The organism is Candidatus Vondammii sp. HM_W22 (assembly GCF_022530855.2).
In the GTDB taxonomy this organism is placed as follows: domain Bacteria; phylum Pseudomonadota; class Gammaproteobacteria; order Chromatiales; family Chromatiaceae; genus Vondammii.
Window position 1 is genome coordinate 2,367,553 of sequence record NZ_CP099567.1, and the last position, 26,222, is coordinate 2,393,774.

Annotated in this window: 25 protein-coding genes, 2 tRNA genes and 3 pseudogenes; 14 read left to right on the forward strand and 16 right to left on the reverse strand. The window is 52.7% G+C overall.

What is annotated here, in order from left to right:
• Window positions 1-7: 7 nt before the first annotated feature.
• The 3 genes and pseudogenes from MN084_RS13090 to MN084_RS13100 form a co-directional block, all read right to left on the reverse strand.
• Window positions 8-2,396, reverse strand: a pseudogene (locus MN084_RS13090) (type I restriction-modification system subunit M).
• 47 nt (window positions 2,397-2,443) lie between these two features.
• Complete coding sequence (locus MN084_RS13095) at window positions 2,444-3,001, reverse strand: hypothetical protein (protein ID WP_241086088.1); 558 nt, start codon at window positions 2,999-3,001, stop codon at window positions 2,444-2,446.
• On the reverse strand, window positions 2,964-4,046 hold the full coding sequence (locus MN084_RS13100) for a type IV toxin-antitoxin system AbiEi family antitoxin (RefSeq protein WP_241086087.1): 1,083 nt from the start codon (window positions 4,044-4,046) through the stop codon (window positions 2,964-2,966). The genes MN084_RS13095 and MN084_RS13100 overlap by 38 nt, the downstream gene beginning before the upstream one ends.
• 365 nt (window positions 4,047-4,411) lie before the next feature.
• Here MN084_RS13100 and MN084_RS13105 point away from each other — a divergent pair.
• A pseudogene (locus tag MN084_RS13105) lies at window positions 4,412-4,555 on the forward strand (integrase); the annotation flags it as partial.
• 131 nt (window positions 4,556-4,686) lie between these two features.
• Complete coding sequence (locus MN084_RS13110; RefSeq protein WP_241086086.1) at window positions 4,687-5,934, forward strand: IS256 family transposase; 1,248 nt, start codon at window positions 4,687-4,689, stop codon at window positions 5,932-5,934.
• A gap of 254 nt (window positions 5,935-6,188) precedes the next feature.
• On the opposite strand, the gene MN084_RS13115 is transcribed toward MN084_RS13110, so the two are convergent.
• A complete protein-coding gene (locus tag MN084_RS13115) occupies window positions 6,189-6,857 on the reverse strand; it encodes a DUF4328 domain-containing protein (RefSeq protein WP_241086085.1) in 669 nt (222 codons plus the stop codon).
• 765 nt (window positions 6,858-7,622) lie between these two features.
• Between MN084_RS13115 and MN084_RS13120 the strand changes: the two genes are divergently transcribed.
• Window positions 7,623-7,928 carry a hypothetical protein gene (locus MN084_RS13120; RefSeq protein WP_330178093.1) on the forward strand — a complete coding sequence of 102 codons (306 nt, stop codon included), beginning with the start codon at window positions 7,623-7,625 and terminating at the stop codon, window positions 7,926-7,928.
• A 303-nt stretch (window positions 7,929-8,231) separates the two neighbouring features.
• Window positions 8,232-8,906: a hypothetical protein gene (locus tag MN084_RS13125; RefSeq protein ID WP_330178094.1), complete on the forward strand. Its 675-nt coding sequence runs from the start codon at window positions 8,232-8,234 to the stop codon at window positions 8,904-8,906.
• A gap of 210 nt (window positions 8,907-9,116) precedes the next feature.
• Here MN084_RS13125 and MN084_RS13130 read toward each other — a convergent pair whose 3' ends face one another.
• The gene (locus tag MN084_RS13130) at window positions 9,117-9,878 is read right to left on the reverse strand and encodes a hypothetical protein (protein ID WP_330178095.1); all 762 of its coding nucleotides are present in this window, start codon (window positions 9,876-9,878) and stop codon (window positions 9,117-9,119) included.
• On the opposite strand from MN084_RS13130, the gene MN084_RS13135 reads away from it, so the two are divergent.
• The 4 genes from MN084_RS13135 (at window position 9,873) to MN084_RS13150 (ending at window position 13,545) form a co-directional block, all read left to right on the forward strand.
• Entirely contained in the window at window positions 9,873-10,997 is a 1,125-nt protein-coding gene (locus tag MN084_RS13135; protein ID WP_330178096.1) for a hypothetical protein, read from the forward strand. The genes MN084_RS13130 and MN084_RS13135 overlap by 6 nt on opposite strands.
• 9 nt (window positions 10,998-11,006) lie before the next feature.
• On the forward strand, window positions 11,007-12,323 hold the full coding sequence (locus tag MN084_RS13140) for a pentapeptide repeat-containing protein (protein ID WP_330178097.1): 1,317 nt from the start codon (window positions 11,007-11,009) through the stop codon (window positions 12,321-12,323).
• A 562-nt stretch (window positions 12,324-12,885) separates the two neighbouring features.
• A complete protein-coding gene (locus MN084_RS13145; protein ID WP_241087596.1) occupies window positions 12,886-13,389 on the forward strand; it encodes a hypothetical protein in 504 nt (167 codons plus the stop codon).
• Window positions 13,390-13,460: 71 nt separating this feature from the next.
• Window positions 13,461-13,545: transfer RNA gene (locus MN084_RS13150), tRNA-Leu, on the forward strand.
• A gap of 217 nt (window positions 13,546-13,762) precedes the next feature.
• Here the strand turns inward: MN084_RS13150 and MN084_RS13155 are convergent.
• The 7 genes from MN084_RS13155 to MN084_RS13185 all read right to left on the reverse strand — a co-directional run bounded on the left by MN084_RS13155 (window position 13,763) and on the right by MN084_RS13185 (window position 15,916).
• Window positions 13,763-13,933, reverse strand: coding sequence for a transposase (locus MN084_RS13155; RefSeq protein WP_445083832.1), 171 nt, complete (start codon window positions 13,931-13,933; stop codon window positions 13,763-13,765).
• Complete coding sequence (locus MN084_RS13160) at window positions 13,905-14,204, reverse strand: Mu-like prophage major head subunit gpT family protein (protein ID WP_330178098.1); 300 nt, start codon at window positions 14,202-14,204, stop codon at window positions 13,905-13,907. The genes MN084_RS13155 and MN084_RS13160 overlap by 29 nt, the downstream gene beginning before the upstream one ends.
• Window positions 14,205-14,321: 117 nt before the next feature.
• Window positions 14,322-14,645 carry a Mu-like prophage major head subunit gpT family protein gene (locus tag MN084_RS13165; RefSeq protein ID WP_241087590.1) on the reverse strand — a complete coding sequence of 108 codons (324 nt, stop codon included), beginning with the start codon at window positions 14,643-14,645 and terminating at the stop codon, window positions 14,322-14,324.
• Window positions 14,646-14,693: 48 nt separating this feature from the next.
• The gene (locus tag MN084_RS13170; protein WP_241087589.1) at window positions 14,694-14,849 is read right to left on the reverse strand and encodes a hypothetical protein; all 156 of its coding nucleotides are present in this window, start codon (window positions 14,847-14,849) and stop codon (window positions 14,694-14,696) included.
• A 109-nt stretch (window positions 14,850-14,958) separates the two neighbouring features.
• Window positions 14,959-15,111 carry a hypothetical protein gene (locus tag MN084_RS13175; RefSeq protein WP_241087588.1) on the reverse strand — a complete coding sequence of 51 codons (153 nt, stop codon included), beginning with the start codon at window positions 15,109-15,111 and terminating at the stop codon, window positions 14,959-14,961.
• Between the two features lie 3 nt (window positions 15,112-15,114).
• Window positions 15,115-15,387, reverse strand: a complete 273-nt coding sequence (locus MN084_RS13180; RefSeq protein ID WP_241087587.1) for a phage protease — start codon at window positions 15,385-15,387, stop codon at window positions 15,115-15,117.
• Window positions 15,344-15,916, reverse strand: a complete 573-nt coding sequence (locus tag MN084_RS13185; protein WP_241087586.1) for a phage protease — start codon at window positions 15,914-15,916, stop codon at window positions 15,344-15,346. The genes MN084_RS13180 and MN084_RS13185 overlap by 44 nt, the downstream gene beginning before the upstream one ends.
• Window positions 15,917-16,130: 214 nt before the next feature.
• On the opposite strand from MN084_RS13185, the gene MN084_RS13190 reads away from it, so the two are divergent.
• The gene (locus MN084_RS13190) at window positions 16,131-17,255 is read left to right on the forward strand and encodes an IS256 family transposase (protein ID WP_330178550.1); all 1,125 of its coding nucleotides are present in this window, start codon (window positions 16,131-16,133) and stop codon (window positions 17,253-17,255) included.
• 217 nt (window positions 17,256-17,472) lie between these two features.
• Here the strand turns inward: MN084_RS13190 and tsaD are convergent, their stop codons facing one another.
• A complete protein-coding gene (tsaD, locus tag MN084_RS13195; protein ID WP_241087593.1) occupies window positions 17,473-18,501 on the reverse strand; it encodes a tRNA (adenosine(37)-N6)-threonylcarbamoyltransferase complex transferase subunit TsaD in 1,029 nt (342 codons plus the stop codon).
• A 238-nt stretch (window positions 18,502-18,739) separates the two neighbouring features.
• On the opposite strand from tsaD, the gene rpsU reads away from it, so the two are divergent.
• From rpsU to MN084_RS13220, 5 genes are all read left to right on the forward strand, one after another.
• Window positions 18,740-18,955, forward strand: a complete 216-nt coding sequence (rpsU, locus tag MN084_RS13200) for a 30S ribosomal protein S21 (RefSeq protein ID WP_241087585.1) — start codon at window positions 18,740-18,742, stop codon at window positions 18,953-18,955.
• Window positions 18,956-18,971: 16 nt separating this feature from the next.
• Window positions 18,972-19,415, forward strand: coding sequence for a GatB/YqeY domain-containing protein (locus tag MN084_RS13205; protein ID WP_241087584.1), 444 nt, complete (start codon window positions 18,972-18,974; stop codon window positions 19,413-19,415).
• Window positions 19,416-19,488: 73 nt separating this feature from the next.
• The gene (gene dnaG / locus MN084_RS13210) at window positions 19,489-21,228 is read left to right on the forward strand and encodes a DNA primase (RefSeq protein WP_241087583.1); all 1,740 of its coding nucleotides are present in this window, start codon (window positions 19,489-19,491) and stop codon (window positions 21,226-21,228) included.
• A 106-nt stretch (window positions 21,229-21,334) separates the two neighbouring features.
• Window positions 21,335-23,146 (forward strand): RNA polymerase sigma factor RpoD, encoded by a 1,812-nt coding sequence (gene rpoD, locus MN084_RS13215; protein ID WP_241087582.1) that lies wholly within the window; start codon window positions 21,335-21,337, stop codon window positions 23,144-23,146.
• A 13-nt stretch (window positions 23,147-23,159) separates the two neighbouring features.
• Window positions 23,160-23,236, forward strand: a tRNA-Ile gene (locus tag MN084_RS13220).
• Between the two features lie 88 nt (window positions 23,237-23,324).
• On the opposite strand, the gene MN084_RS13225 is transcribed toward MN084_RS13220, so the two are convergent.
• The 3 genes and pseudogenes from MN084_RS13225 to MN084_RS13235 all read right to left on the reverse strand — a co-directional run bounded on the left by MN084_RS13225 (window position 23,325) and on the right by MN084_RS13235 (window position 26,222).
• Window positions 23,325-24,107: a hypothetical protein gene (locus MN084_RS13225; protein ID WP_330178099.1), complete on the reverse strand. Its 783-nt coding sequence runs from the start codon at window positions 24,105-24,107 to the stop codon at window positions 23,325-23,327.
• A gap of 766 nt (window positions 24,108-24,873) precedes the next feature.
• A pseudogene (locus MN084_RS13230) lies at window positions 24,874-25,476 on the reverse strand (lambda exonuclease family protein).
• On the reverse strand, window positions 25,473-26,222 hold the full coding sequence (locus MN084_RS13235; protein ID WP_241087577.1) for an ERF family protein: 750 nt from the start codon (window positions 26,220-26,222) through the stop codon (window positions 25,473-25,475). Before MN084_RS13235 ends, MN084_RS13230 begins: the two are co-directional and overlap by 4 nt.

Consider the following 26,222-nt stretch of genomic DNA (forward strand, 5'->3'; position numbering starts at 1 on the left):
AAGCTGATCAGTCACTCTCCACCCCCGACACCTCTTCCACGGTGGTTCCAAAAATGTCGGCGATCAACCCCTCAGCCTGCCGCTCCAGGGCGACGATATCAGAAGCTACCTCCTCCATGCTGCGCAGGGGTTTGTGGCGGTAGAAGTATTTATTGAAGCTAATCTCGTAACCGATCTTGGTAGAGTCGAGGTTAATCCACGCCTCATCTACATGAGGTTTGACCTCGGCAAGGAAGTAGCGGTGGATGCTGTCCTTGAGGGGCACTGACTCGCTATCGCGTAGGTCGGTGCAGGGTTCGTATGTAATGTACTCACCCTTCTTACCCGCGGGGTAGTAGCCATAGTCGGACAGTTGCTGTTCGCTACAGTCCAGGTGCTGCAACAGAACATTGAGCTTGTCGCTGTTGAGTTTGACCCTCTTCTTGACCACCTTCTCAGCTGTTTCATCGTACCAACTGACCGCATTGAGGATGGCGTTCTTCTCGGTGGCGGAGAGTTTTATCTTTTGCGCCTTAAGGGCTGTGTCCACCAGCACTTTGAAATGGTTGAAATCGCTGTACTCACCCCGCCCGATTTCCGCCATCAGGGTAGTGGCTGTCTCCACCAGCATGCGCAACTTCCGCCAGGTATCTGGGTTGAGCAATTTGCCGCGCTGTTTGGCATTAAGACTGATCTCATTCTCTTCACACCAGGCAAGGATGACCTTTTCATGTTTCTTGAGAGTGTCGCCGCTGTAGATGGCATCACCATGCGCTTCATAGACCCACTGCATCGGTTCGCGTAGCGCCTTATCGAAGCGCAGGGTTTCGATGCATTTGACGCTGAATTGGGCCTGACGGCGGTCGGGGCGTTCGATGTTGACCTTGTAGTAGCCGAAATCACTATTGTCGAAAACTTGGGCGGCAATGCCCTCCTCCTCCGCATCTCGCTCCACTTCGGCCAGTTGCAGGTAGGTTTGGGTAATTTGCTCAATATGCTCAGGGGCAAACTCACAGTTCTTATTGCCCAGGTTCTTGCGCAGCTTACGGTAGAGCTGGCTGGCATCGATGAGCTGCACCTTGCCCTTTCTCTACTCCGGCTTGTTGTTGGATAGCAGCCAGATGTAGGTGGTGATGCCGGTGTTGTAAAAGAGGTTGTTGGGGAGCTGGATAATCGCCTCCAGCAGATCATTCTCAATGATGTAACGGCGGATGTTGCTCTCGCCACTGCCAGCATCGCCGGTAAAGAGGCTGGAACCGTTGTGAACCGTGGCGGTGCGAGACCCACTGGGGCTGTTGGCCAACCCTTTCATCTTGCTCACCATCTCCATGAGAAACAGCAGCTGACCGTCAGAGGAGCGTGGGGTGGCATCCACCGTCTGTTCATTGCCCCAGTAGTCTTTAAGTTTGACGAGGAATCGTGGGTCGATAACCTCTTTACCATCCTTGATGAACTTCTGCTCGCTGGCCCAGCTCTTGCCATAGGGCGGATTGGAGAGCATAAAGTCGAAACGCTGACCGGCAAACTCATCTGTAGAGAGCGTGGAGCCCGACTTGCATGTTGGCCGGGTTATTGCCCTTGATCATCATGTCGGACTTACAGATGGCGTAGGTCTCATCGTTGATCTCTTTTCCATAGAGATAGATATCGCCAGTAGCACGGATAGCTCCGGCCTCATCCTTGATGTAGTTCTGCGATTCGGTGAGCATGCCACCAGAGCCGCAGGCGGGGTCATAGATGGTCATCACCGGCGGCAGGTTCTCTTTGATGGAATCGAAGATGAGGTGGGTCATTAAGTGAATCACCTCTCGGGGGGTGAAGTGCTCCCCTGCCTCTTCGTTGTTCTCTTCGTTGAACTTACGGATCAACTCCTCGAATATATAGCCCATGCCAAGGTTGCTGAGGGCAGGCAGTTTGTTTCCATCCGGGTCTTCCACATCGTGGGGAGTGAGGTTGATGTAGGGTGAGATGAACTTCTCCAGCACATCAAGCAGCACGTCCTTGCCTGCCATGTGGCGTACCTTAGCCTTGAGTTCAAACTTCTCGATGATCTCTTTGACATTCGCGCTGAAGCCGTTGAGATACTCCTCCACATTGGCTTGTAGGATTTGCTGGTTGTTGGTGGCGGTCTTGTAGAGTTGGGTAAGGGTCCACTTGCTGGTGTTGTAGAAGACATAACCAGAGGCATCCTTCAGGGGAGCATCGTCCAGCTCGGTAAGTTTCATCTCCTCCCGCTGGAATTTAATATCCTCCAGCACCTTCTCTTTGGTTGGCTCCAGCAACGTATCGAGGCGGCGTAGCACCACCATGGGGAGAATGACGTCACGGTACTTGCCACGCACGTAGACATCGCGCAGACAGTCGTCAGCGATGGACCAGATGAAAGAGACGAGCTTGTTGTGCGCGCTATGATTCACGTAAATTGTTCCTTCTTTATATTCATATTCAGATATTTCGGTACCCATCAATGAAGGCGTATAGCCTTGCTTGGCTCTCTTGCGTACTGACCGCTGGTTTCGCAACTTTCTCTGATCAGTTCCTTGAGTGACCGATTGGTAATCTCTTCATTGAAAAGCCGTTCGGAGTCATCAATCTTAACTTGCAGCGCATGTTCAAACGCCTCACTGAAACCGAGAATGTTCATAACAACATCACCTTTGGGTGGCCAGGCGACGGCTTTGCCGTCATCTGATACCGACCCAAAAGGCACCAGGTCAATCCAACCACCCTTGGTTGTATTAAGACGATGTGGCGTCTTTGTCTCGGAAAACCCTGACGCCAACAGGTTGGTCTTTAGTGTTTCGAACGCTGACCAATCTGGTACCTGAATGGCGAAATCAAGATCCTGTGTTGCACGAGTAATCTTTGCACCATAGTAGTGATGCAATACCAGCTCTCTGGCAGTAGCCCCGATAACGAAAAACGGGATACCTAGATGCTGAGCTGCACCGGCTACCGACTGAAGGACAGCAAGCGTGTTGGGATCAATCTTGTTGGAGATGTCGAGCGATGTACTCGTCATAAATCATCCCCGCTGCTTCTTGGTTTCTTGGGTCCGCTGTTGCAATCAAGTCCGCGTAGGCCAACACCGGAGGCACCACGCCTGGTTTGGCGATATCTAAAAATGGTAATGCGCCATCTCGCCAAAACGTTTGGTAGAGCTGGACCCTGCCGGCCTCTTCAAACATCGCTTCAGGCGCCGCTCTCAGCCGAGTTCGAGCAAGAAACTTGCTCTTTGCCTCTTTAGGCAGATAAACGGTGGCGACTGCTGGTTTTAGGTATTGGGTGTATTGCGCTGCTGCGATCTCTCCGCCCCAATAGCCATGGAACTCCTGAATATCGAAACCTTGCCGCCAGTAAGGATCATCAGCGAAGAAATCACCAATGGTCACTTTCGGACGAAGCTTCTCTGGGTAGGCTTCTACCCAACGATCAAGCAGGCGCTTGTATTCAACCAGTTCGCGCTCTTTGTTGTTCCCGTACTTAAAAATGAATCCTGCCTCTTTCAGCCCATTGATAACCCACCCCACGGTGCCTAAAGCCACGCCAGCTACATCAGCTATCTCCCGATAGGGTGCAGCCACCAGTTCGGGACGGCATAGAAATGCAAACACAACCTTTAAGCCGGTTCGGTCAAAGGCACGGTTGGTATCTCCCTTGGGTTGTCCCGCCTCCTGCTTCGGCTTGCGCTTTCCGGTCACCAGGACATATACCGGTGGCATATCTAAATAGGCATTCCCGACGGTGTCGATGAACTGGACGCGCTGCTCACGCAGTTTCTCTGCCATCTTGGGATTAACGTAGTCAGCGACCAACAGGCCTTTCATCGGTAATGTTTGAACCTGATTGATCAGGGCGCCAAGATTAGCTTGTGGCGCCCAGCGCTTGACCTCCGCTGCCAAGCGTTCATTTCGACCTTCAAGTGTCAGCACCGCATCAAGCGTGTGCCGGCCCTGCTTCACCTGAAGTTCATCTATCTTCAGTTGCAAGCCTGTTTCACGCGCAACGGCGTCAATCGCTCGATTCAGGATCTTTGTGTCTGCTTGGTCTTTGTTGCCTATGTACATAATTTATGGCAGTACATTAATAATGTACGACTCTCAATAATAAACGAACCACTCATTGAGGATAGAGCTGCTTGTTCACAATAATATATTGTTCATTATTAATGTACAACTTAATCACGTATATGCGATAGACAATACCTCTTATCGAGTAGGCAGCTTATCCTCCGGCTTAATAGACATAGGCCATTGGTTAACTAAGAACGACCATATTGGAAAACTTAATGCCTTTCTTGTTGTACGCCCTATCACTCAGACTGAAACTTTAACCCCCAGACCTCATCGATAAATTTAACCAAGTAATGCTTGATACACAGAAAAAAGTGTTTCAAAAAATATATGGCCATGACTTTAAATTATTGACCTTCTTCCACGAAATACGATCCCTAGCAGAGCGCACATACAAGGACCAGGGAGTCGACACAAAAACCTTACTGGGTCATAGACGCCAATCCCAGACCGACAAATACCATGACCCCAGAGGCACAGAATGGGTTGCATTGAAGGTCTAAAATCAGGGTCACGTTTCATAAAATGTAGAGTTATAACTGAAAGTGGTGTTTGAAAGGAATTGAAAAAAAGCGGCGTATCTGGTTGATTTGTTGTTGCGAGACATCAAAACAACCATTGGAGATACGCCACCATGAGTAAGAATAACGTTGTTAAGCTGGCAGGTCGAGATACGATTATCGATCCGCTGACAGAGTTGCCGAGAAGCGGTGCAGAGCAGTTGATCTACCAGGCGGTGGAGGCCGAGCTGCTGGAGCTGTTGGCGGAGCACGTCGAGCGACGGACAGAGGATGGCAAGGTGGGTGTGGTGCGTAATGGTCACCTGCCAGCTCGTAAACTGCAGACAGGATTAGGGCCGGTCACGGTCAAGATCCCCAAAGTTCGCGCGAAGACCGGCGAGCCGGTGACGTTCCGATCAGCTCTGGTGCCGCCATATGTACGCAAGACGAAGTCACTGGAAGCGGCACTGCCGTGGCTCTACCTGAAGAGGATTTCCAGTGGAGAGATAGGTGAAGCCCTTAAAGTGCTGGTGGTTCCGGATGCAACAGGCTTGTCGGCCGGCAGGGTATCGCGTCTGAAGCAGGTCTGGACAGAAGAATATCGGAGCGGGTGCGAGGAGCGCCTGGATAAGGACCATTGGGTGTATGTGTGGGCAGACGGTGTCTACAGCGGACAGAGAGCAGAGCAGACGAAGCTGTGTGCCCTGGTGGTGATCGGCGTGAATGAGCGTGGTGAGAAGCATTTTCTGGCAATTGAGGATGGTGTACGGAAGTCCACACAGAGCTGTCTGGAGGTGCTGTTAAAACTGAAGTCACGCGGACTAAACCCGCCCAAATTGGCAATCGGAGACGGTGCTATGGGCTTCTGGGCTGCACTGGAGGAAGTGTATCCAGAGACGCGTCAGCAGCGCTGCTGGATGCACAAGACCATGAACGTGCTGAACTGCCTGCCAAGGTCAGCTCAGCCGAAAGCGAAGCAGGCACTGCACAACATCTGGCAGGCGGAGACCCAGGCCGATGCAGAAAAGGCCTTTGATCTGTTTATCAAAACGTATGAGCCAAAGTATCCGAAGGCTGCCATCTGTCTGCACAAAGACCGAGAGGAACTGATGGCTTTCTATCAATTTCCTGCGCAGCACTGGCAGAGCATTCGGACCAGCAATCCGATTGAATCCACCTTCGGGACAATCCGCCATCGAACCAGGCGTTCCAAGGGCTGCCTATCGCGTGACGGCATGCTACACATGATGTTCAAACTCAGCCTGTGTGCCGAGAAGAAGTGGAGACGATTACGGTGTTTCGATTACCTGGCGAAGGTGATAACCGGAATCAAATTTAAAGAGGGTGTTGAGGTAGCAGGAGTCGATCAGGTCGCCGCTTGATTCAACTGGCTAAACACCAGATTTGGCTATAACTCTGGAAATAACAACACAGGAGATTGCAAGCCAAAATGAATATTTTGCTACTCGCTTCCAATCAAACGAAGTAACTTCATAGGAGTTTCTAAGCTTGTGTGATTCCTTCTCGGAAATCACCTCAGATTTAAGCCAATTGGTAATCGCCTCACTTAGGATGTGTCCTTTTTTTTCGATACATGCATTATTGCGATTCCTTGTAAATTTAACTGCCGCTGTAACTAATTGTTAGCACTTTCATTACGGCTCATTTGCATTTGATAAATACCATTTACAACAGCTAAAGTTATAAGTACAAGGAGGATATCAAGGACATTTGATACTTGAGTAATCAGATTTAGATTCAATAACTCTGGAAGCTCTTCTGCTCTCATTGAAAGCCTGAAGAGGGTTTGACCTAAAAAACCTGAGATCAACCAAAGCGTCCACCAGATAGGTAAAATAGAGCTTGTACCTGATGAGCCCCAATCTGATGGATTTTTGCTAGCTTTCCAGATTTCTTTCATAGCTTGGTATGGCTTCCATAGAGTTAAAATTGGTATGAAATAGTAACCAATAGACCATCCTGGAGTGAATGCCATGTTTTCTGCACCAAGTTGCCGAGCATTATAATTTGCTCTATGGATCCATCTCAAAATCAGAAAGCCTGACACGATGAAAACAACCATATAGATAATAGTAATTAAGCCTTGCCTTTGATCACTAGCCTCGCCGTCAGCTACCGCCAATTCCGGTGATGCATAAACACCGTTTTGATAGCCAGATAAGAGTTGGTATTCGAAATATCCAGAGATAATTGATATTAGGGCAACTAAGACCTGAGCATAAAGCATATATCTCACCCAATTGGTGAGGCTTTCCGAATTTCTAAACTCATTTTTTCCAGACAATGTAATTACTCCGTGTGAGTACTAAACAATATATTCGACTGCTCATGCAGTATTGGTAACCCCACGTAAACGGCTTATTGTGCGATTGACCGATTCGGCCTGGAATTAATCGGCTAACATCCCTATCCGGCTATCCGGGCCCGATGCCTATTTTCGATAACAAGAAAGGTTCACATATCTGATATTCGATCTGTCGTCCCTGACTCCGCTTCGCGCTTTTTTGATAGTTAAAATTCTTATTAAACCGTCGATCCCTGAGAAGCAGAGACGTTGGTATGTAAAACCTGTCAAGAAATTTATTAAGGCGCAAAATAGCCGCAATATCAAGGGGTTTTACTGCCAATATTACCCCATACTTTGAAACAACAGACCGCCAAAATCGCCTCGCAGACTGCAATTTCATCCGCGCATAGTAGCTATACGGGTTTTATATGGTGAACAACTGTCAAGGCATCTTCTGATGAATTCAAGAAATCGTATACCATTATCCTGTTGATCACCCATGTCAGGAAAGTGATGAAACAGCAGGGCTTGGAAGCCAGCGGACTAGAGGAATACCGTAAAAAGAACGCAAGGAGCCGTTTCTCGATCGACACACCGCCCCCGTCAAAACAGAGACCAACAAAGAAAAGGATATAAATGCCTTGACAGCGCCCCCCGGGCTTTGTAATTTCTGGCCAGTCAACGGGAATGATATTCTCACCAACGGACGGTCAATCAAGGACACAGCCCCCTTCCCGACCCTCCGTCCAGCCGGAGCGCACCATGCACGACAGCCAACTGCTACCGATCAAAGACGTCATGTATGAACAGGCGCCCTTCATCGACCTGGCCATCAACCGCCTGACACTCACCGGCCTCCTGATCCATGCCCCACACCGCCACAGTACCGAAGAGATCGCCGCCTGGCTGAAACAAGGCCGATGGGCCTACCTCAACCCACAACCCGAGCAACCCCTCCTTGTCTGGTACAAAAAAAATGGATTCCCAACCCCGCCGCCAACACCTACACCGCCCCCGCCTGCCGGTTGCTCGAAGCCATACCCTACCTGCGGCGCCACGGCCGGGTGATCAAACAGAAGCGTCCCAACGAACTGCCCTTCTACAACCCCCCCTACCGGGCTAGGCCGCAGGAGTACATCCCGGAGGACCCCATCTGGCGCGTGCAGTACCGCGACGAACTCTGGTTCGCCGACTTACCCGGGGCTGGCGATCATGCGGGCATCCGGCAAACAGGGGGCCCTCAACTACCAGGGGTATCTCCCGACATTCCAGCAGCCGGAGGAGGAGAAGCTGACCCTGCAATTCTTCCCCGACCAGGGACCCGATCGCAACCACACCCAGACCATCCGCACCGGCGACGGCGCACTGGCCGTGACCTTCGATGGCGACCGCGTCGAAGAGCTGGGCTGGGCGCAGGCCAATGTCTGTCGCGACAAGCTCGATATCACCCTCAGATCCCGTGCCCACAAGGCGCTGATCCTCTTCCCCGCCCTGGGCACCCCGGCATTGCTCTGCGGGCAGGGAAAACAGCTAAAGGTCATCCTCGCGGTGAGCGATGCCTTTCACCAGGAGATCAACGCCGAGCGCCAACCCAACCCGGCAAAAAGCATCGGCCCGATGACCCTGCGGCGGCTGCACGCCCAATTCCGCCTCAAACCCTGGGGCACCAGCGACAAACACCACCCCGACCTCGACCGCATCTACGAAAACTGGCAAACCGCCCAGGAGAACATCCGCCTATACCCCCGCGGCGAACTGAAAAACAGCTCAGAGACCGGCCTGCCGGTCAGTGATAACAACGGCAAGTGCATCAGCATACTCCACCCTGACATCATCGACTTCTACCGGAAACACGGCTACACCCGGCTCTATCAGGTCAACCTCAATAAACTGCCCCCCTCCCCGGGTCTCTACAACTTGGTATGGCACTACCCCGACGACGAAGAGGAGAACCCCTCACCCATTGATAAAGAGTCACACCACGGCTGTTCACACGAACCCCAGGACCGCCTCCAGGCCGACTACTTCAGTCAGGCAAAAAAGTAGGGCGGCAAGCAGATCGATCGCAGCCGCCTCAACCCCTGCGACCGGCGGCGGCGCAAGCAGCCCGAACTCACCGGCGACGGACGCTACACCGGCGGCACCCCCTTCAGCGAGGGTACCGCAGAGAGCGGCCTCTGGCTGGAGAGCCGTCACCCTGTCTACATCAGCGACAAACCCAAGCTCAACCCCGGCCACCTCAGCGACCTGCACCTCTCATCCCGCCAGGCCCTCTACCCAGACAGCCCGGCGCAACTCATCCCCGGCGCCGACACCGCCACCTCGCCCCCACTCGGCCCCCAGTCCCACCACAACGCCGCCGCCCTGAAACGCCTGCTCGACGCCATGGGCAAAGACCCGGAGATCGACCTGCTGCTGCTCACCGGCGATCTCTACGACCACGCCATCAACGTCGACCCGGCCCACGAGGCCCATCAATCCCTCAACACCCCCGGTGATCTCTGGCGGGCCATGGACCAGGCGCACCATAACGACCGCGACCGCTACCCCCGGCACATCGACGCCCTTTACTCCGTCAGCCTGATCCACCACTTCATCGACCGCTACCAAAAGCCGGTCTGCTACATCGACGGCAACCACGAGGCCTACGAAATGCCCTATGGCATCAGCCCGCGCCTTGACAAAGGGAACGGGATGTTCATGTTCCTCCACGGCCAACGCGCCAACGCCGGCATCCCCGCCGATCACGGCCTGACCATCTACCAAGCGGCACTGCTCTACGGTCCCGGTTACGGCCACTACCACACCCTGGACAACTTCAAAGCCGACAACCTCTGCTGGCTGCACCACCTGATCACCCCCTGGCATGACTGGGTCACCGCCCACGGCAAGCAACAGACCTGGATCGGCCTCGGCTGGGGCGACGACGAGGAGTATGCCGGCTCCACAGCCACCGGTGGCGGCTCCTTGCCCCGGGCCAACCAAGCCTGCACCGACGATCAATGGGCCCTGGTGCAAAATGCCGTTGAAAAAGACCCGGCCGCAGAAAAGCTGCTGCTCAGCCACTTCACCTACGTTAACTACGCCACCGATATCCCGCTGACGACCGGCAACAGCAAAATAGACGCCGATAACGTGTCGCCGGGCGATATCGGCCCGGGGGACCGGGATAACCTCGACGAAGGCAGTTTCCACGACAACCGCAAAGTGCTCTATGAAACCTACCTGCTCCCCGGCAAAATCCACTACACCTTCTCCGGCCACAGCCACCGGGCGGGGGTTTACCGGCTCACCGGCGAGCCCGGCTATGTCACCCGCAAAATCACCACCCGGGGCGACTACCCCGATGGCTACACCCACCCGGACGGCACCGCCTGCCTGCTGGTGGCGGGTTCCGGCGGTCCCATCACCCGGCAGAACCGCGAGGGAGAGTACGCCGGTTACGGCATGGAGGCCCCTCAGGGGCTGAAGCTCGATACCGAAAGCGGCAAGGTCAACATCGTGCGCGACGCACAAACCAGACCGCGCATGGCGGTGTTGCTGGACTACCTCTGGTACGAAGGCGGGCATAAGGCGCTGCAATACGGCCTGAAAGGCGATGGCAGGCGGTTCCAGCTACGCCTCGACGAGCGCTGGCTCAAGGCCAGCGAACACGGCGGTGAGATGCTCGATGAGATCCGCCTGCACCTGCACAGCGGTGGTAAAGCAGGCTATCAGGGGTATATCCGGCTGAAGCAGACCGCCTGCGAAGCAAGCCAATGGACAGAGCGAGTAAGCCTCGGTAGCCGGTCGGCGCTCGTGCCGGTTCGTGGGGTCGATGTGGAGTATGAGGTTGCTGAAGGGGAAGGGGGGATGTCGTGGGGGGATCTTGATAACGAAAAGAAAGAGATTATCATTAATGGTGGCTCTCCAATGTGCTTCCTCTCCATCCACCTCAAACAGATCGAACACGGCCACCTGCATAAACACTACGACTACGACTCGCCCTGGTGTTTTCCGGCAAGTGTGTCTGAGTCTGAGAAGGGTGAGAACAGGCTCGTGACCATCCGGCGCAAGGGAGGCGGGAGAAGCGATGTGCCGGATTTTGAAGATATATTTGATAACCCAAAACTACTCGGTGAAATATATGACTACTGAGGAGAAAACATGATCACCCTGCGCCACCGACTCATCCTCATCGGAAGCCTGTTTTTTGTCTCATTAACCCCAGGAAACGCTATGAGCCTCATACCCCCGCTACCCCCCGGCAGTGAACTGAAAGCGCTGCTGCAAGATGTCGAACGCCTCAACACGGCCCTGGAGCAAAACCCCGATCTGCTCAGCGATACCCGGCTGAAAGACCTGGAGCTGACCGGCCTGGTGCTGAAAAATGTAACGCTGAGCAACCTCCATTGGCGCAACGTCAAGCTCACTCGGGCAGACTGGTCCAACGTCACCATCGAGGGGGCCACCTGGATCGGGGTAAAGATGAAAGAGAGCGAACTGGATAATGTCACCTTTAACCGGGTCTACTTTAACCTGGATGAGGCGGTTTACTGGGGCTCGACGGATTTTGTCAAAAGCCGTCTGCACAATGTGCATTTTGTCGAATCTGAACTGATCGAAGTACGTATCAAAAAACTCAAGCCCAGCCGGCTGTTTTTTGAGCACAGCAAACTGAGAACGAGGGTGAATGAATCTCATCAACAAAGATCGGGGGGTCTGGGCCATTCACAACTGGATCTGTTTATTCGAGACTCGGACATTGCGTCTTCGATCATAGGCGCGCTGAAATACCCCTCCAACGTCCTTATCGAAAACAGCCGCGTCATCGGCGGAGTGGGTGGCGAACTCAAAAGCCTGATCATCCGCAACAGCCATTTCGACGGCAACGGACCACAGCGGGCGGACTATGTGCTGGTGGAGGATTCGGCTATCTACATCGGTTTGAAGAAGGTGCGTTTTGTCCATATGAAAAACATCACACAGATTAATCATAACAACCGCCACTGGGGCGCCGGTCTAGCTGAAAATATCATCATAAACGGCTGCCAAAACCCGCTTGGAATATCATTTTGGGAATCGAAAGTGGATAACTTATTCATCCGTAACTGCCAACTGCATGCCCCTTTCTTTGAAGATGTTCGTATCGGGCAACTGCAACTTTGCAATGTCCAGCTCTCACTGAATATAAATGATCCAGCTGATGGTGATATAAACATTGATGCATGGAACAACGCCTCCATCCGCCACCTCCAACTCCACAACGTCCAGTTCCAGGGTGCATTCCCCCCGCCACCGGACTCAAGATCGGCCACCTCCAAAGCGGACAGAGCACGCTCCCTGAAAAGCTCCGGGACGCCGCCAGACAGCAAAGCCCTCTGGCGGCCTGTCCGCCCCTGCCCGATACCGAACGCCTCAAGCGCGAAGCCCTCTCCGATGACCCCCCGCTTTCCCTGGCCGTTGAGCTCCAGGATCGCCTGATCGCCGACTACAAGACATCGGTTCCCCGTGCCAATCCCCCTTTTCATGAAGCTCTGTTCGACCACCTGCAGTGTCAGCTCCCGTTTCGCCATGAGTGGATAGAGCACTACCACAACCACTACGGCCTCGGCGCCGATCTGCTGCCACCCCCTGTACGCGGTGTCAGCCTACTGCTCTTCGACGGGCGACTGGAGGCGGTCATCGGCGAGGGCTGTGAGGGTCGAGTACACTACCGCAACCCCGTCTGGCGCGCCGTCACCGGACCCTACGGGGAATCCCGCCAGCTGCTCGAGCTGAGCGCCATCAAACCGGCCCATCAGTTCTTTATCCCCGAGACCCTCAACCACACCGGCAACAGCCGCCCGTTCATCTGTCTCTGGTTCAACCCCCCCGGTGCCCCCCTGCACTACGACACCACCGATCTCTGGATGGTCGAGGTCAGAGCGGCCGTTCCCGAGGGAAAAACCCGGCATCAAGAGAGGCACCCCCTTGTCATCGGCCCGTGCTGGGATGAAAAACCGGCAGGATATCCTCCCCTGGAGCCGCCACCCTGGGAGATGGCATGACCACCGCTCTACACCCGACAACCGGCGCAGAGCGTAATGACAGCCACCACCACGAGGCACTCTACGAAACGTATCGGCTCCCCGGCAAAATCCACTACACCTTCTCCGGCCACAGCCACCGGGCGGGGGTTTACCGGCTCACCGGTAAGCCCGGCTATGTCACCCGCAAAATCACCACCCGGGGCGACTACCCCGATGGCTACACCCACCCGGACGGCACCGCCTGCCTGCTGGTGGCGGGTTCCGGCGGTCCCATCACCCGGCAGAACCGCGAGGGAGAGTACGCCGGTTACGGCATGGAGGCCCCTCAGGGGCTGAAGCTCGATACCAAAATCGGCAAGGTCAGCATCGTGCGCGACGCACAAACCAGACCGCGCATGGCGGTGTTGCTGGACTACCTCTGGTACGAAGGAGAGCACAAGGCGCTGCAATACGACCTGGAAGGCAACGGCAGGCAGTTCAGCACATTCATGGTCTTGTGCATCCAGCAGCGCTGCTAGCACGCCTCCGGATACACTTCCGATTATTCTTGCCGGTTTTCGATCACTTACTGTATTATGCGCACCTTGTTGGCGATGTGGTGGAATTGGTATACACACGGCATTCAAAATGCCGCGCTGAAAGGCATGACGGTTCGAGTCCGTCCATCGCTACCAACCAATTTAAGAACCGGTTCTTGTGACCGGTTTTTTTATGCCTGAAATAAACATACTACACACTAAAACTATACATATATTTTATCCAATTGATTTTATTGTATTTTTACTGGATTCAAAATCCACCGGTGGCAACATCATGGGGGTTCAAGTCCCCCTCCCGGTACCACTTATCTACTTGTTATTGTGGCTCTCCCCTATATCAAGAGGGTAAGTCTCACCCAACCACTCCCTCAGGATAAAGATTCAGCCCTCCAAGGTGGAGGTAAATTGCATTGGCAAACCGCTTCTTGTTGCGGAAACCTCTGCTATGCACTTTGATCATCTTGATTCGGCTGTTGAGACCTTCTGCCGGACCATTACTTACTTCCAAAACAACAGCGTTCAATATTCCCCACAGATGATCCTTGATTGTTCCCGCCACTTTTCTGCACGATGAAGGATTTTACCTTCTTGCTGGTAACGTGGAGGAACCAAGCAGTATCACTGGTCAGGCCGGGATTGACCTTTGCCGTGCCCTTATAGGGGTTTGGCCCACCATCTTCAAGCTTGTCTTTCTCCAGCAGCTTTTTGGCAACCGCTTCCAGCGCAGGCGGAACTTCAAGCGTGTCCGGAACCAGGCGCAATGGCATGCCTTCATCATCGGTGAACTTCATCATGGCTGTGCGGTCTGCACCGTAGCCGGCTGCGGCGGCAGACGTTGCTGACGAGAGTGCTGCCGTGCCCCTATTGCTGACAGAAGCTTCTTTGACTTCATGGTCAGTATCGTAGAAGTACTAACCATCAATACCTTTTTCGCTAAAGGCGTTATTTTTCGGGTCGTCGGAGATGATGTCATTAAGCTCTCCGGCAGATTCACCGGCACTGGCGGCCTGGATATTATAGATACCGAGCTTGTCATCATCGATATAATTGCGTTTCACCGCAATGGCTGTCTCCCAGTCCTCGTTCTTTTTGTAGTACTTGCCAAGCTCAAGAGACTTGAACTTTTTGTCACCAAGCCACTTCCGAAAACGAGACAACGAGGCATAGTCTTCACCTTCACCAGTAGAAGGGATCTCCATGATGGTATCCTGCCAAGTGCTTGGTTCGGCTTTCAAGGCGTTGTTAAAGAAGGTTTTAAGGCCGGTAAAAATAGAGTTAAGGCTCTACTTGTTGACCAGCATGCCGGCGTAACCCAGAAAGCCCAGGTCATCCGGAATGATGTTGGCGTAACCGGCGCCGATGACGAGCGGCTCGGCGCTTATCGGTAAGGCCACTAGGCAGGCGACCAGGGCGATTCCAATAAAGAGTATATATTTCATGATCTCCTCTTTATCCACTGACTGATTTCAACCCAGATGCCCTCGGCATCCAGATCGACAATAGCGGCGGCTGCGTTGTTTACCTGTTCCTGGGCAACGCCACAGGCCTTCAGGCCAATAGCGGTACTGCCGGAGCAAGGTAGCCTTCGGCATCGAGCACAACCAAAGAACCGGCGAAAATTCTTGCTCCGGCTGCGACAGGGTCGTTGAACACCGCACCCGGACGGGATTCGGTATTGCGGTCATTCGTGAGTGCAGCCATGGATTAAGCCTCCAGCGCTTGTTTGTACGCTTCATGGTCTATGCCCATCTGGCTGTAAACAACCAGTTGATCATCGGCAAAGTTTGGATTGCCGTCTCCATCCAGCTTTTTGCCTTCTGTCTGACTGTCGGTCAGTGAGGCGATGGGTTGCCGAGATCGCGTGCCCACTGCTCCTGGGCCGGAACCAGCTTTCCCTCTGTCAGAGCGGCGGGTGACCAGATCTTCGATCGCATTACCATTGACCCGGGCTTTGAGCGCAGCCAGCTCTTGCGGCATTCCCCCGCATAGCCGTGACGGCAGTATCCAGGGTTGCAGCCTTGGCGGCCGCGATGGCCTCCGACTCGGTGGCATCCGGCCCAAGGCCGAACAGCTTGAGCAGCTCGTCCATCGTGCTTTCCTCAGATTCTGGTTGATAGGAGAGTTCGAATTTCGCAGCGGCCAGGGCATCCACTTCGTTCATGCCATCGATGGCGGGGGTATTGGTGAGAGCGACATGCAGAATATCCAGCACTTCACCTGTCTTAGGGCTGTAGCTGAAGACAGGCGAGATGAAGCGGTACTCTTTGGTATCGATGTGTGCAGCGGCCTTGTTGATCCAGTCCGGCAAGCGGGCGAAGATACCTTTGCCTTCATGCCGCTCCAGACTGCCCAGCTTGACCCAGCCTGCTGCGGGTGCGAGCTGACCGTTGTCGGCGGCCTTCAGAGTCTGGTGCTCATAATCGATTACCAGATCATTCCGGCGGGCAGCTGCCCGTGCGATAACCCTGGCAGCGATAGCGGGATTTTCTTGAGCCTTGCGAATCATACAAGGCCAATTTTGAAGAAGGGGGCGGAAACAAATAACCCGGACAGGTGTCCGGGTTGGTGATCTTTGGGGATGTGGTTAACGATACGTTGGTTTTTTAAGTAATGCAATCTACCTCATTTTTTGAGGGTGTCCTGAATTCTGTGTAACTGTCTATCATTAAACCCAAGCATGGTTGAGGATAGGCACTATGAACAAGAAAGAACTATAGGCGATCGCTCATGCGGCAGCTAAAAACATCAAGACGGAAGACGACCTCAAAGACTTCCATCAGATGCTAACCAAGATTACGGTCGAAGCGGCACTGAACGCTGAGTTAGATGATCATCTTGGCTTTGAAAGGCACGAGCAGTCCCAAGCTGACAATAACCGCAACGGCTATGCCAGTAAGACTAACCGAACGGAAGCCGGCCAGTTCGAGCTCGATACACCACGCGACAGAGCTGGGAGTTTCGAACCCAAGCTCGTTAAAAAATACCAGCGTCGATTTACTTCCATGGACGACAAGATTATTTTCTTGTATGCCCAGGGCATGACAACACGAGAAATCGTCACGACCGTTAAAGAAATGTACGGTGCTGATGTCTCCGCCACCTTGATTTCCAAAGTGACCGACGCTGTTATTGAACAAGTGATTGAATGGCCATCTAGGCCACTGGATGCGGTCTATCCCATTATTTACCTGGATTGTATTGTCGTAAAAATCCGGCAAGACAAGAAAGTGATCAATAAGGCAATTTATCTGGCACTGGGCGTGAACATGGAGGGCCACAAGGAATTGTTGGGGCTCTGGCTGTCAGAGAATGAGGGTGCCAAGTTCTGGCTCAATGTACTCACAGAGCTCCAGAATCGCGGCGTGAAGGATATTTTGATTGCCTGTGTCGATGGCCTGAAGGGCTTTCCAGACGCAATCAATACAGCGTTTCCCGAGACTCAGGTCCAGCTCTGTATTGTTCACATGGTGCGCAACTCGATGAAGTATGTGCCCTGGAAAGACTACAAGGCAGTGACGGCAGACCTGAAGAAAATATATAAGTCTGTCACCGAAGATGAAGCACCACTGGAACTTGATAATTTCTCTAACCGATGGGACGACAAATATCCCCAGCTCAACCGTTCGTGGCGTAGCCACTGGCACAATCTTAATACCCTGTTTGGCTACCCTGAGGACATCCGCAGGGCAATCTATACAACCAATGCCATCGAGTCAATGAACAGAGTGGTTCGCAAGGCAATTAAAAAACGGAAGCTATTTCCGACCGACGACTCGGCAATGAAAGTGGTGTACCTGGCGGTGCAGCAAGCATCAAAAAAATGGACCATGCCGATTTGCAATTAGAAACCAGCACTGAATAGATTTATGATTGAGTTCGAAGAACGCTTGGCGGAATACATTTAACCCGGGCAGTTACACGGAAATCGTTACACCCTCACTAGCAGTGATCGTTTCCCTGGATTCCGGCCTCCGCGGGAATGACGAACATGGCGAATAAATAGGATGATTCAGCCTAGAGTTAGATTCCATTTCACGCGACTACTTAAGGTTTACCGGGAACTTACCCGACAGACGGAAGATCCTCCATAGACCATCGGGGCGTAGCACTGAATTTAAGGGGTTCGGATGCGCCGGTGCGCAGACGCTGCCAGCCGGCATAAGCGATCATGGCGCCATTATCCGTGCAAAATTCCAGACGGGGGTAGTAGGCACGGGCACCCTCTTTCTGCATTACCTCCTGAATACGTTGACGTAGACGCCGGTTAGCACTCACTCCACCTGCCAACACCAGTGTTTTGGCACCGGTGGCTTTAACCGCCCTGCAGCACTTGATCACCAGCGTATCCACCACCGCATCTTCAAAAGCACGGGCGATATCGGCCTTGATCTGCCGGTTGTCTGAAGAGGACGAAACCTGTTGCTGAATCGTATTGAGTGCAAATGTCTTGAGACCGCTGAAGCTAAAATCAAGCCCTGGCCGGTCTGTCATGGGCCGGGGAAAACGAAAACGTGTGGAGTCTCCCTCTTCTGCCAGAGCGGCCAGCTCAGGCCCACCCGGATAGGGGAGTCCGAGGAGTTTGGCTGTTTTATCAAAAGCCTCTCCAGCGGCATCATCCAGTGACTCACCCAACAGCCGGTAACTCCCCACCCCTTTCACTTCCATCAATTGCGTGTGGCCACCGGACACCAGCAGGGCAACAAAAGGGAACTCCGGGCCATCCTCCTCCAGCATCGGCGCCAGCAGATGGCCCTCCATATGATGGACACCCAATGCCGGAACACCCAACGCCCAGGCCAAGGTTCGCCCAATGGCAGCACCGACCAACAGGGCGCCAATCAGACCTGGACCACAGGTATAAGCAACACCATCGATATCGCTTTTGCTGAGGTTCGTCTGCTCCAGTACACCGATAATCAGGGGGAGCACCTTGCGTACGTGATCCCGCGAAGCCAACTCCGGCACCACACCACCATAGACCGCATGCACATCGGTCTGGCTGTGGACCAGATGGCCCAACAACCCCTTATCGCCATCGTAAATGGCAATTCCGGTCTCATCACAAGAAGTCTCAATACCCAGAACCCGCATATCTTTCATCCTGAGGTTAAACGCTCACAAATCATCAGCGTGCCTATGGAATGGTACATTACCACTAGTCTTGAGATTCGGGGATAGCGGAAAATTATTTAACAGCTCCTTAATATATTGTATTGGGATAGTCGGTAGCCGAGGGCCAAATACCTTTGCAAATCATCTGCGCCGGGAGTAGTATTCGCGCTCTTAATGCTTCAAGCAACCCGGTCTAGCAACGATTTTGAGGTCGTAAATGCCTAACGTACGTGTCAAAGAAAACGAGCCCTTCGAAGTTGCACTGCGGCGCTTTAAACGCGGCTGTGAGAAAGCCGGTGTACTGGCCGAAGTGCGTCGCCGTGAGTTTTACGAAAAGCCGACCACAGAGCGCAAGCGTAAATCTGCTGCCGCTGTAAAACGTCACCTGAAGAAACTCTCCCGCGAGAACCGTCGCTGGGAACGCCAGTACTGATCTGGATATCCATACCATGCTGACGCAGCGCATACGGGATGACATGAAGGCCGCAATGAAGGGAGGCGAGAAACGCCGTCTCGGCATTATCCGCCTGATCCTGGCCGCAATCAAACAGCGTGAAGTGGACGAACGAGTCGAAATGGATGACCAGCAGACGCTGCTTATCCTGGATAAGATGGTAAAGCAGCGACGCGACTCCATCGAACAGTTCGAGAAAGCAGACCGGAACGATCTGGCCGAGCAGGAAGCTTACGAGATCGAAGTTCTGAAAGATTATCTGCCCGAAGCGCTCAGTGACGATGAGATCACCGCACTGATCGCCGAAGCCATTACCGCATCCGGCGCAGAGTCCATCCGCGACATAGGTAAGGTGATGGGGCAACTCAAACCCAAAATGCAGGGACGTGCAGACATGGGGGCCGTCAGCGCCCAAGTCAAACAGCAGCTCAACGGCTGACCGTTCACCACTGCTCTGCTAAAACTGCTCCGGATGCCTTGCGCTCCCGGGGCTTTTTTGTCTCTAATGCCCTATGGCCGGAAGAATCCCTCCACAATTCATTGATGAACTGGTGAACCGGGTCGATATTGTCGACCTTATCAACAGCCGTGTTCCATTGAAAAAAGCCGGCAAGGATTACCAGGCCTGCTGCCCCTTCCACGACGAAAAAACTCCCTCCTTCACGGTCAGCAGGGACAAACAGTTCTACCACTGTTTCGGTTGTGGCACCCACGGCACAGCGATCGGCTTTCTGATGGATTACGACAGCATGGAATTTATCGACGCCATCGAAGAGCTGGCGGCACGGGAGAACCTGGAGATCCCCCGGGAAGCCGGCACCAGCGCAGGACCGGACTACCGCCCACTCTACGACACCCTGGAACAGAGCGCCCGCTTCTACCAGTGGCAGCTGCGCAAACACCCCAAGGCAAACCTGGCAGTAGGATACCTGAAGCAGCGCGGCCTCAGCGGTGGAATTACCGCTGAATACGGTATCGGCTACGCCCCTGATGGATGGGACAACCTGATCGGCCAGCTCGGGCGGGAGAAAGAGCAACTGGAAAAACTCCGCACCACGGGGATGCTCTCTGAATCCGATTCAGGAAAAAACTATGACAGGTTTCGCGACCGGATCATGTTCCCGATCCGTAACCACCGGGGCCTGACAATCGCCTTCGGCGGCCGAATACTGGGTGATGGAAAACCTAAATATCTGAACTCCCCCGAAACACCGGTTTTCCACAAAGGCAGAGAGCTGTATGGTCTTTTTGAAGCACATCAGGCACTGCGCAAAATCGAACGGTTGCTAGTTGTCGAAGGTTATATGGATGTCGTCGCCCTGGCCCAGTTTGGTATTCGCTACGCAGTGGCAACTCTGGGAACCGCCACCACACCCGAGCATCTGGGACGTCTGTTCAGAACCACACCCGAAATCATTTTCTGTTTCGACGGTGACCGCGCAGGACGTGAAGCCGGCTGGAAAGCTCTGGAAACATCGCTACCCCATATGCGCGACGGGCGGGAGATCCGCTTTCTATTCCTGCCCGACGGCGAAGACCCGGACACGATGATCCGAAAAGAGGGGATGGAAAAATTTCAGCAACGGATTCTCCATGCCAAACCGATATCCGATTTTCTGTTTGACCGATTGACCGAGCAAGTGGACATGAGCTCTCTTGGGGGTAAGGCACAACTGGCAGAACGGGCGAAAACCCTGCTGGCAAAACTGCCAACCGGCCTCTTCAAAGAGATGATGCACAAGCGCCTTGGGGAGTTGATCGGCCTGGACCCGGGCAGTCTGGGTAATAGCCCAGCGGCCACCACCAAACCGAATCGCCGGGCAAAACGCAAGACCGGGGGCGCACAGCAGACAATACCCCCCGTAAGACGGGCCATTATACTATTACTGAAGCAACCGGAGCTGGCGGCTCAGGAAGAGCTGAACATGGACTGGATTCAATATGAGGCCCCTGAAATTAATTTATTGCATCAACTGCTTGAATTAATACAAAACCAACCTAATCTTAATACAGCTCAGATTATTGAGCGCTGGCGCGGCCGAGAGGCCTTCCCTCACCTGGAAAAGCTGTGGAGCATGGAAAATGAAGTGCAACTCCCCAACGAGGGGTTGAAAGAGGAGTTTCGGGGTGCCCTGCAACGGCTCAGCGAGCAGCGGCACAAACAGGAAACATCAACATTGATTGACAAAATCGGTGCAGGCAACGCATCAGAGAGCGAGAAGCAGCAGCTGGCGCAGCTGCTTGAAAAATAAGCGGGTGCAGGGCTTCCGCAAACCGAAGGATTTGCACGAAACAGCGATCAGCGCTATGCTAGGACGTTCACCTTCGCGCATATCCTCTTACAAATCAAGGCAGGAAATGAATCAGGAACAGCAGCAATCCCAACTCAAGCAACTCATCGCGAAGGGTAAGGAACAGGGCTACCTGACCTATGCCGAAGTCAACGATCACCTACCTGACGGCATCGTCGAACCGGAGCAGATCGAAGACATCATCAGGATGATCAACGATATGGGCATTCAGGTGCATGAGTCCGCACCGGACGCCGATGATCAGGTCATGTCTGACACTGCTATCAACGCCGATGAAGATGCCGAAGAGGCCGCTGCCGCCGCACTCGCCACTGTAGACAGCGAGTTTGGCCGCACCACTGATCCGGTACGCATGTACATGCGCGAAATGGGTACAGTGGAGCTGCTGACCCGAGAGGGCGAGCTGAAGATTGCCAAACGCATTGAAGAGGGTCAGAGGCAGGTACTCACCTCACTCTCTACCTTTCCAGACACCATCAAGTTAGTGCTGGAGATGTTCGAAAAGGTCAAAGCTGAAGAGGCCCGCCTGACAGACGTCATTATCGGCTTTGCACACCCGGATGTACCTGATAACCCCGTCCCTCCAGCCCCGGAAAAGAACGTCGACAAAACTGATAGCGATGAAGAAGAAATCGACACCGGACCGGATCCTATTGAGGCAGCTGAAAAGGCCAACGACATCCGAAAGCAGTTCAAGACATTGAACAACAGCCTTGCTAAAAATGGACGCATGCACAATAAAACGGTCAAGGCCCAAGAGAAACTCACTGAAGCCTTCATGGAGTTTCGCTACACACCCAATCTGTTTAATGGCATGGTGCTGAACCTGCGGTCGGCCATTACCTTTATCCGTCAGCAGGAGCGAGGCATCATGGACCTGTGCGTTGCCCAGGCGAAAATGCCGCGCAAAGAGTTCATCACCTCCTTCCCGGACAGCGAAACAGACCTGGAGTGGCTGAACAGGCAGATCGAATCTGGAAAAGGCTATTCAGAGGTGCTTGAAGAAATCAGCATCGACGTCACCCGCTCGCAGAAAAAACTGCTGGAACTGGAGAATAGATGCCAGCTCGCCATCAAAGAGATCAAAGAGATCAACCGCAAGATGTCTATTGGCGAAGCGAAAGCACGCAGAGCCAAAAAAGAGATGGTGGAGGCCAATCTTCGCTTGGTGATCTCTATTGCCAAAAAATACACAAACCGTGGTTTGCAGTTCCTGGACCTGATTCAGGAAGGCAACATTGGCCTGATGAAAGCCGTTGACAAATTTGAGTACCGTCGTGGCTATAAATTTTCCACCTATGCAACTTGGTGGATTCGCCAGGCCATCACCCGCTCCATCGCCGATCAGGCCCGTACCATCCGTATTCCGGTGCATATGATCGAAACCATCAACAAACTGAACCGCATCGCCAGACAGATGGTCCAGGAGATGGGCCGTGAGGCCACCCCAGAAGAGCTGGCAGAACGCATGGAGATGTCAGAAGACAAGGTACGCAAAGTTCTGAAGATCGCCAAAGAGCCAATCTCGATGGAAACCCCCATCGGTGATGACGAAGATTCACACCTTGGCGACTTCATCGAGGATGCCGGTGTCGTATCCCCTCTCGATTCCGCCACTGGCGAAGGATTGGGAGAAGCGACCAGAAACATGCTGACCGGCCTCACCTCACGCGAAGCCAAAGTACTCAGAATGCGCTTTGGCATCGACATGAACACAGACCACACCTTGGAAGAGGTAGGCAAACAGTTCGACGTTACCCGCGAGCGCATTCGGCAGATTGAAGCCAAAGCCCTGCGGAAACTCCGCCACCCATCCCGCTCAGAAAAAATGCGCAGCTTCCTGGATGGAGAGAACTGATACACCGTTTTCCGGGCCTATAGCTCAGTTGGTTAGAGCAGTGGACTCATAATCCATTGGTCCTAGGTTCGAGTCCTAGTAGGCCCACCAATTCAGCAGCATTATTAATGAGTTAACGTGATTTAAGAAATTCGGAAATTGCGAATTCCCAAAATAAATATGATTTTCCCAAAACAACTCATTTCGTTGGCTCAATATCGATGGGCTTTCTGTCGTAGACATGGACCATCCTAGGGTCTTTGTGGCCTCCAGCTCTCTGTTTGTCGTCCGGGGTGTCGGTTATCCCCTTGGCTTTTAGGTCGTGTATTGTGAACCGCTCTCCCTGCCATTTTTCCCGCATAAATCTACCCCAGGCTGTCTGTACCGTGGACTCTGACAGCCGGTTACCGCGGCGACCTTGAATCAAGTGTTTTCCGAATAGATTTGTCCTCAGAATTTTTGCTGCATCAACCACAGATTTGAGCGCTGGGGACCACCGGGTAATGGCGTCCCTGCTGCCCTTCCGTCGGTGCAGATAGATGCCCTCGTCAAGCACGTCATCCCGCGTCAGATCCAGCACCTCTGACAGTTTGGCGCGCAATAAATATGCTAGCTCCATAATTATCGGGAGATATCCAGACAGTTCGGATTTTGCGGCCTCGAACTCGGCATCAGTAACGTAGCGAGTACGTGCTCGCTCCTCGTTTCTCCTGACGCCCTTGGCCGGATTGATTGTGACTCCCCCCAGGTGCCGCTCAATTGCCCATGAGAATACTAAACTGATATATGATTTTTCCCGGTTTCCACCGATGCATGCATCCTCTTTTTCTCGTTGATCTAAATATTTTCGTACAGTTAGAATAGTCCAATTTTTTAACGGGATGTCTCCGAAGTGTCGCCCATCCTCCAGCATTTTTGAACAGATGCGACGATGATACCCTCGGTAATCCTGTTGAGTCGATGCCGCTTTTTTTAGGAACATCAGGGAATCTTGATATTGTTTTGACAGCCAGCGGAATGTTTTTGTCCTTCCGCCAGCGGGGATAGTCATTTTTTCGTATACGGCCCATACTTGGGCGAGCGTCGCTTCTCCGCTGCACAATCGTTTTTCTGTTTGTTTCTGGGTCTCTGGATTGTATTCAACGAGCATATATCGCCCTTTTTTGAGATAAACATATTCCGGCAACTTCTGGTTTTTTCTTGATCGCGGGCGGGGAGCCATATCTAATTCTGGACAAATTCAATGTCTTCCGAGTGATTATCATCATTTCCGACACCCATCGCGGTATTCACAGCGTTAATTGTTGTACATACCGTACCACCAGCACCGTACAGCACAGGTATCCCCTGGGCGCGCAAATTTTTCTCCAGATCTGCTCTGCGTTTGCAGTTCATCCAGACCATCAGATCGGCTTCTGTGACTAATGCAGTCTCTCTACAGCGCCAAGCTGGGCTGTGTTTGCCAGTTTGCGCAATTTTGGTTTAGCCAGATGCATTCAGTTCGTACCGCCTCGATGCCGGAACGGACGGAACCGAATTTCATCCTACATTTCTCCGCTTATGTTCTGCCATCACCATGTTTGAATTACCGCTTGAATCCGATGTCTGGTGGGGAGCCATTGAACTGTTGCAATTATTTTCCGCAATGAGCGATAGTGTTGTCGCATAACGCGCTCACCCCCAGCACGAATTCCACCACGCAATGCCTGACATCATCTCAATTTCTATTAATGCGGTTTCTGTAGACATTATTTGCTCCATAAAATAGTCAGTATTTCGTCGCGCATCGCAATTACTTCATTGATTCCGAGTTCAAGCGCTTTATGCAGAACTGGATCAGCTTTCACTCGGTAAACAAATAGAGGTAAATCAGGATGGTATGAAACGTAATCACACCACACACGCCCTGCTATCCACATCTGTCCTTGAATCTGCGCAATGTTTTCAGAGTGAGGCACACCTTTAACAATGGTATTAACTTGAATTTCTGCTTTCCGGCATTTGATCTCCACCATGCCATCTGTGCCGATCAATCCATCAGGCGAACAGCCGTAAAGCTCTTTGTCATCAGTGATAAATCCAATCTGTTCCACAGAGAGGCCACGGGTCAGTTCATACAGTTCTCTCGCCTCGGCCTCCTACTCTATGCCGCGCTCCATGTGCTCATTGCTGTATTGGTCAAGAATTTTTCCCGCATACATATCAGCGGCCAGCTTGGTGGCATAGGATTTACGCTGTTTTGATTCCTCGCCTGCTGACGTGACGATCTTGGAGAAATTAGAGGCGGTGGGAATTCCCGCTCTCAGTGCGAACCATTCTGGGCTGGATTGTTCAACGTTATGTGTAATCACGCCTGACTCTTCTTTGCAATAATCGCCAGCCGTTCATTGATCCGCTTTATGAGACTGCCGAATCTACGCGCTTCCAATTCATTGAAATGCTCGATCTTGGAATACTTCAGCCATGCCTCTTTATCCAAGTTGTTATCATCGATCAGAGCATTTATTTTCAGCGCCTGGTCTTCTGTGATGTATTTAGTTTCGCTTCCTGATCCATTACCATCGTCATCTACATTGCCCTCTGTTGATGCTATTCCGGTAACGGCCTCATAGGTCGCTATTTTCAAATATGTGATCGTTGATTTGATCTGCTGGATTGGGTTCTTACTGCCCGAGGTATCTGGTGGTGCCGTCATTGTTGTGCTTTCGCTATGACCAGCAGCGTATGAGAGAATACAGGTGATTTTAATGCCGTCTGCCTGATCTATATCCCACCGCGCAGACAATCCATGCTTACTCAGTTCCGTATTTACGGAATTCACCATGTTACCAATGGAGGTGTACATAGAATTATATTGAGTATTCTTCTTGTCCTTTAGCACCTCCGGCGGATTAGCTTTAAAATTAGCAACAGCCAGGGCATATTGTTTCCTCGCCTCGTTCGTTTCCCACCTCTCCTGTAATTGCATCAGTTTGTCCAACTTCTCCAGATCAGCACCTTGCTCTACAGCGATCTGGAGCATTCCGGCTGGTGTCATTGCTGGCTGTACAGCAACCTGCCTATCCTGCTCAATTTCCTTCAATTCTTGATTCTGCAT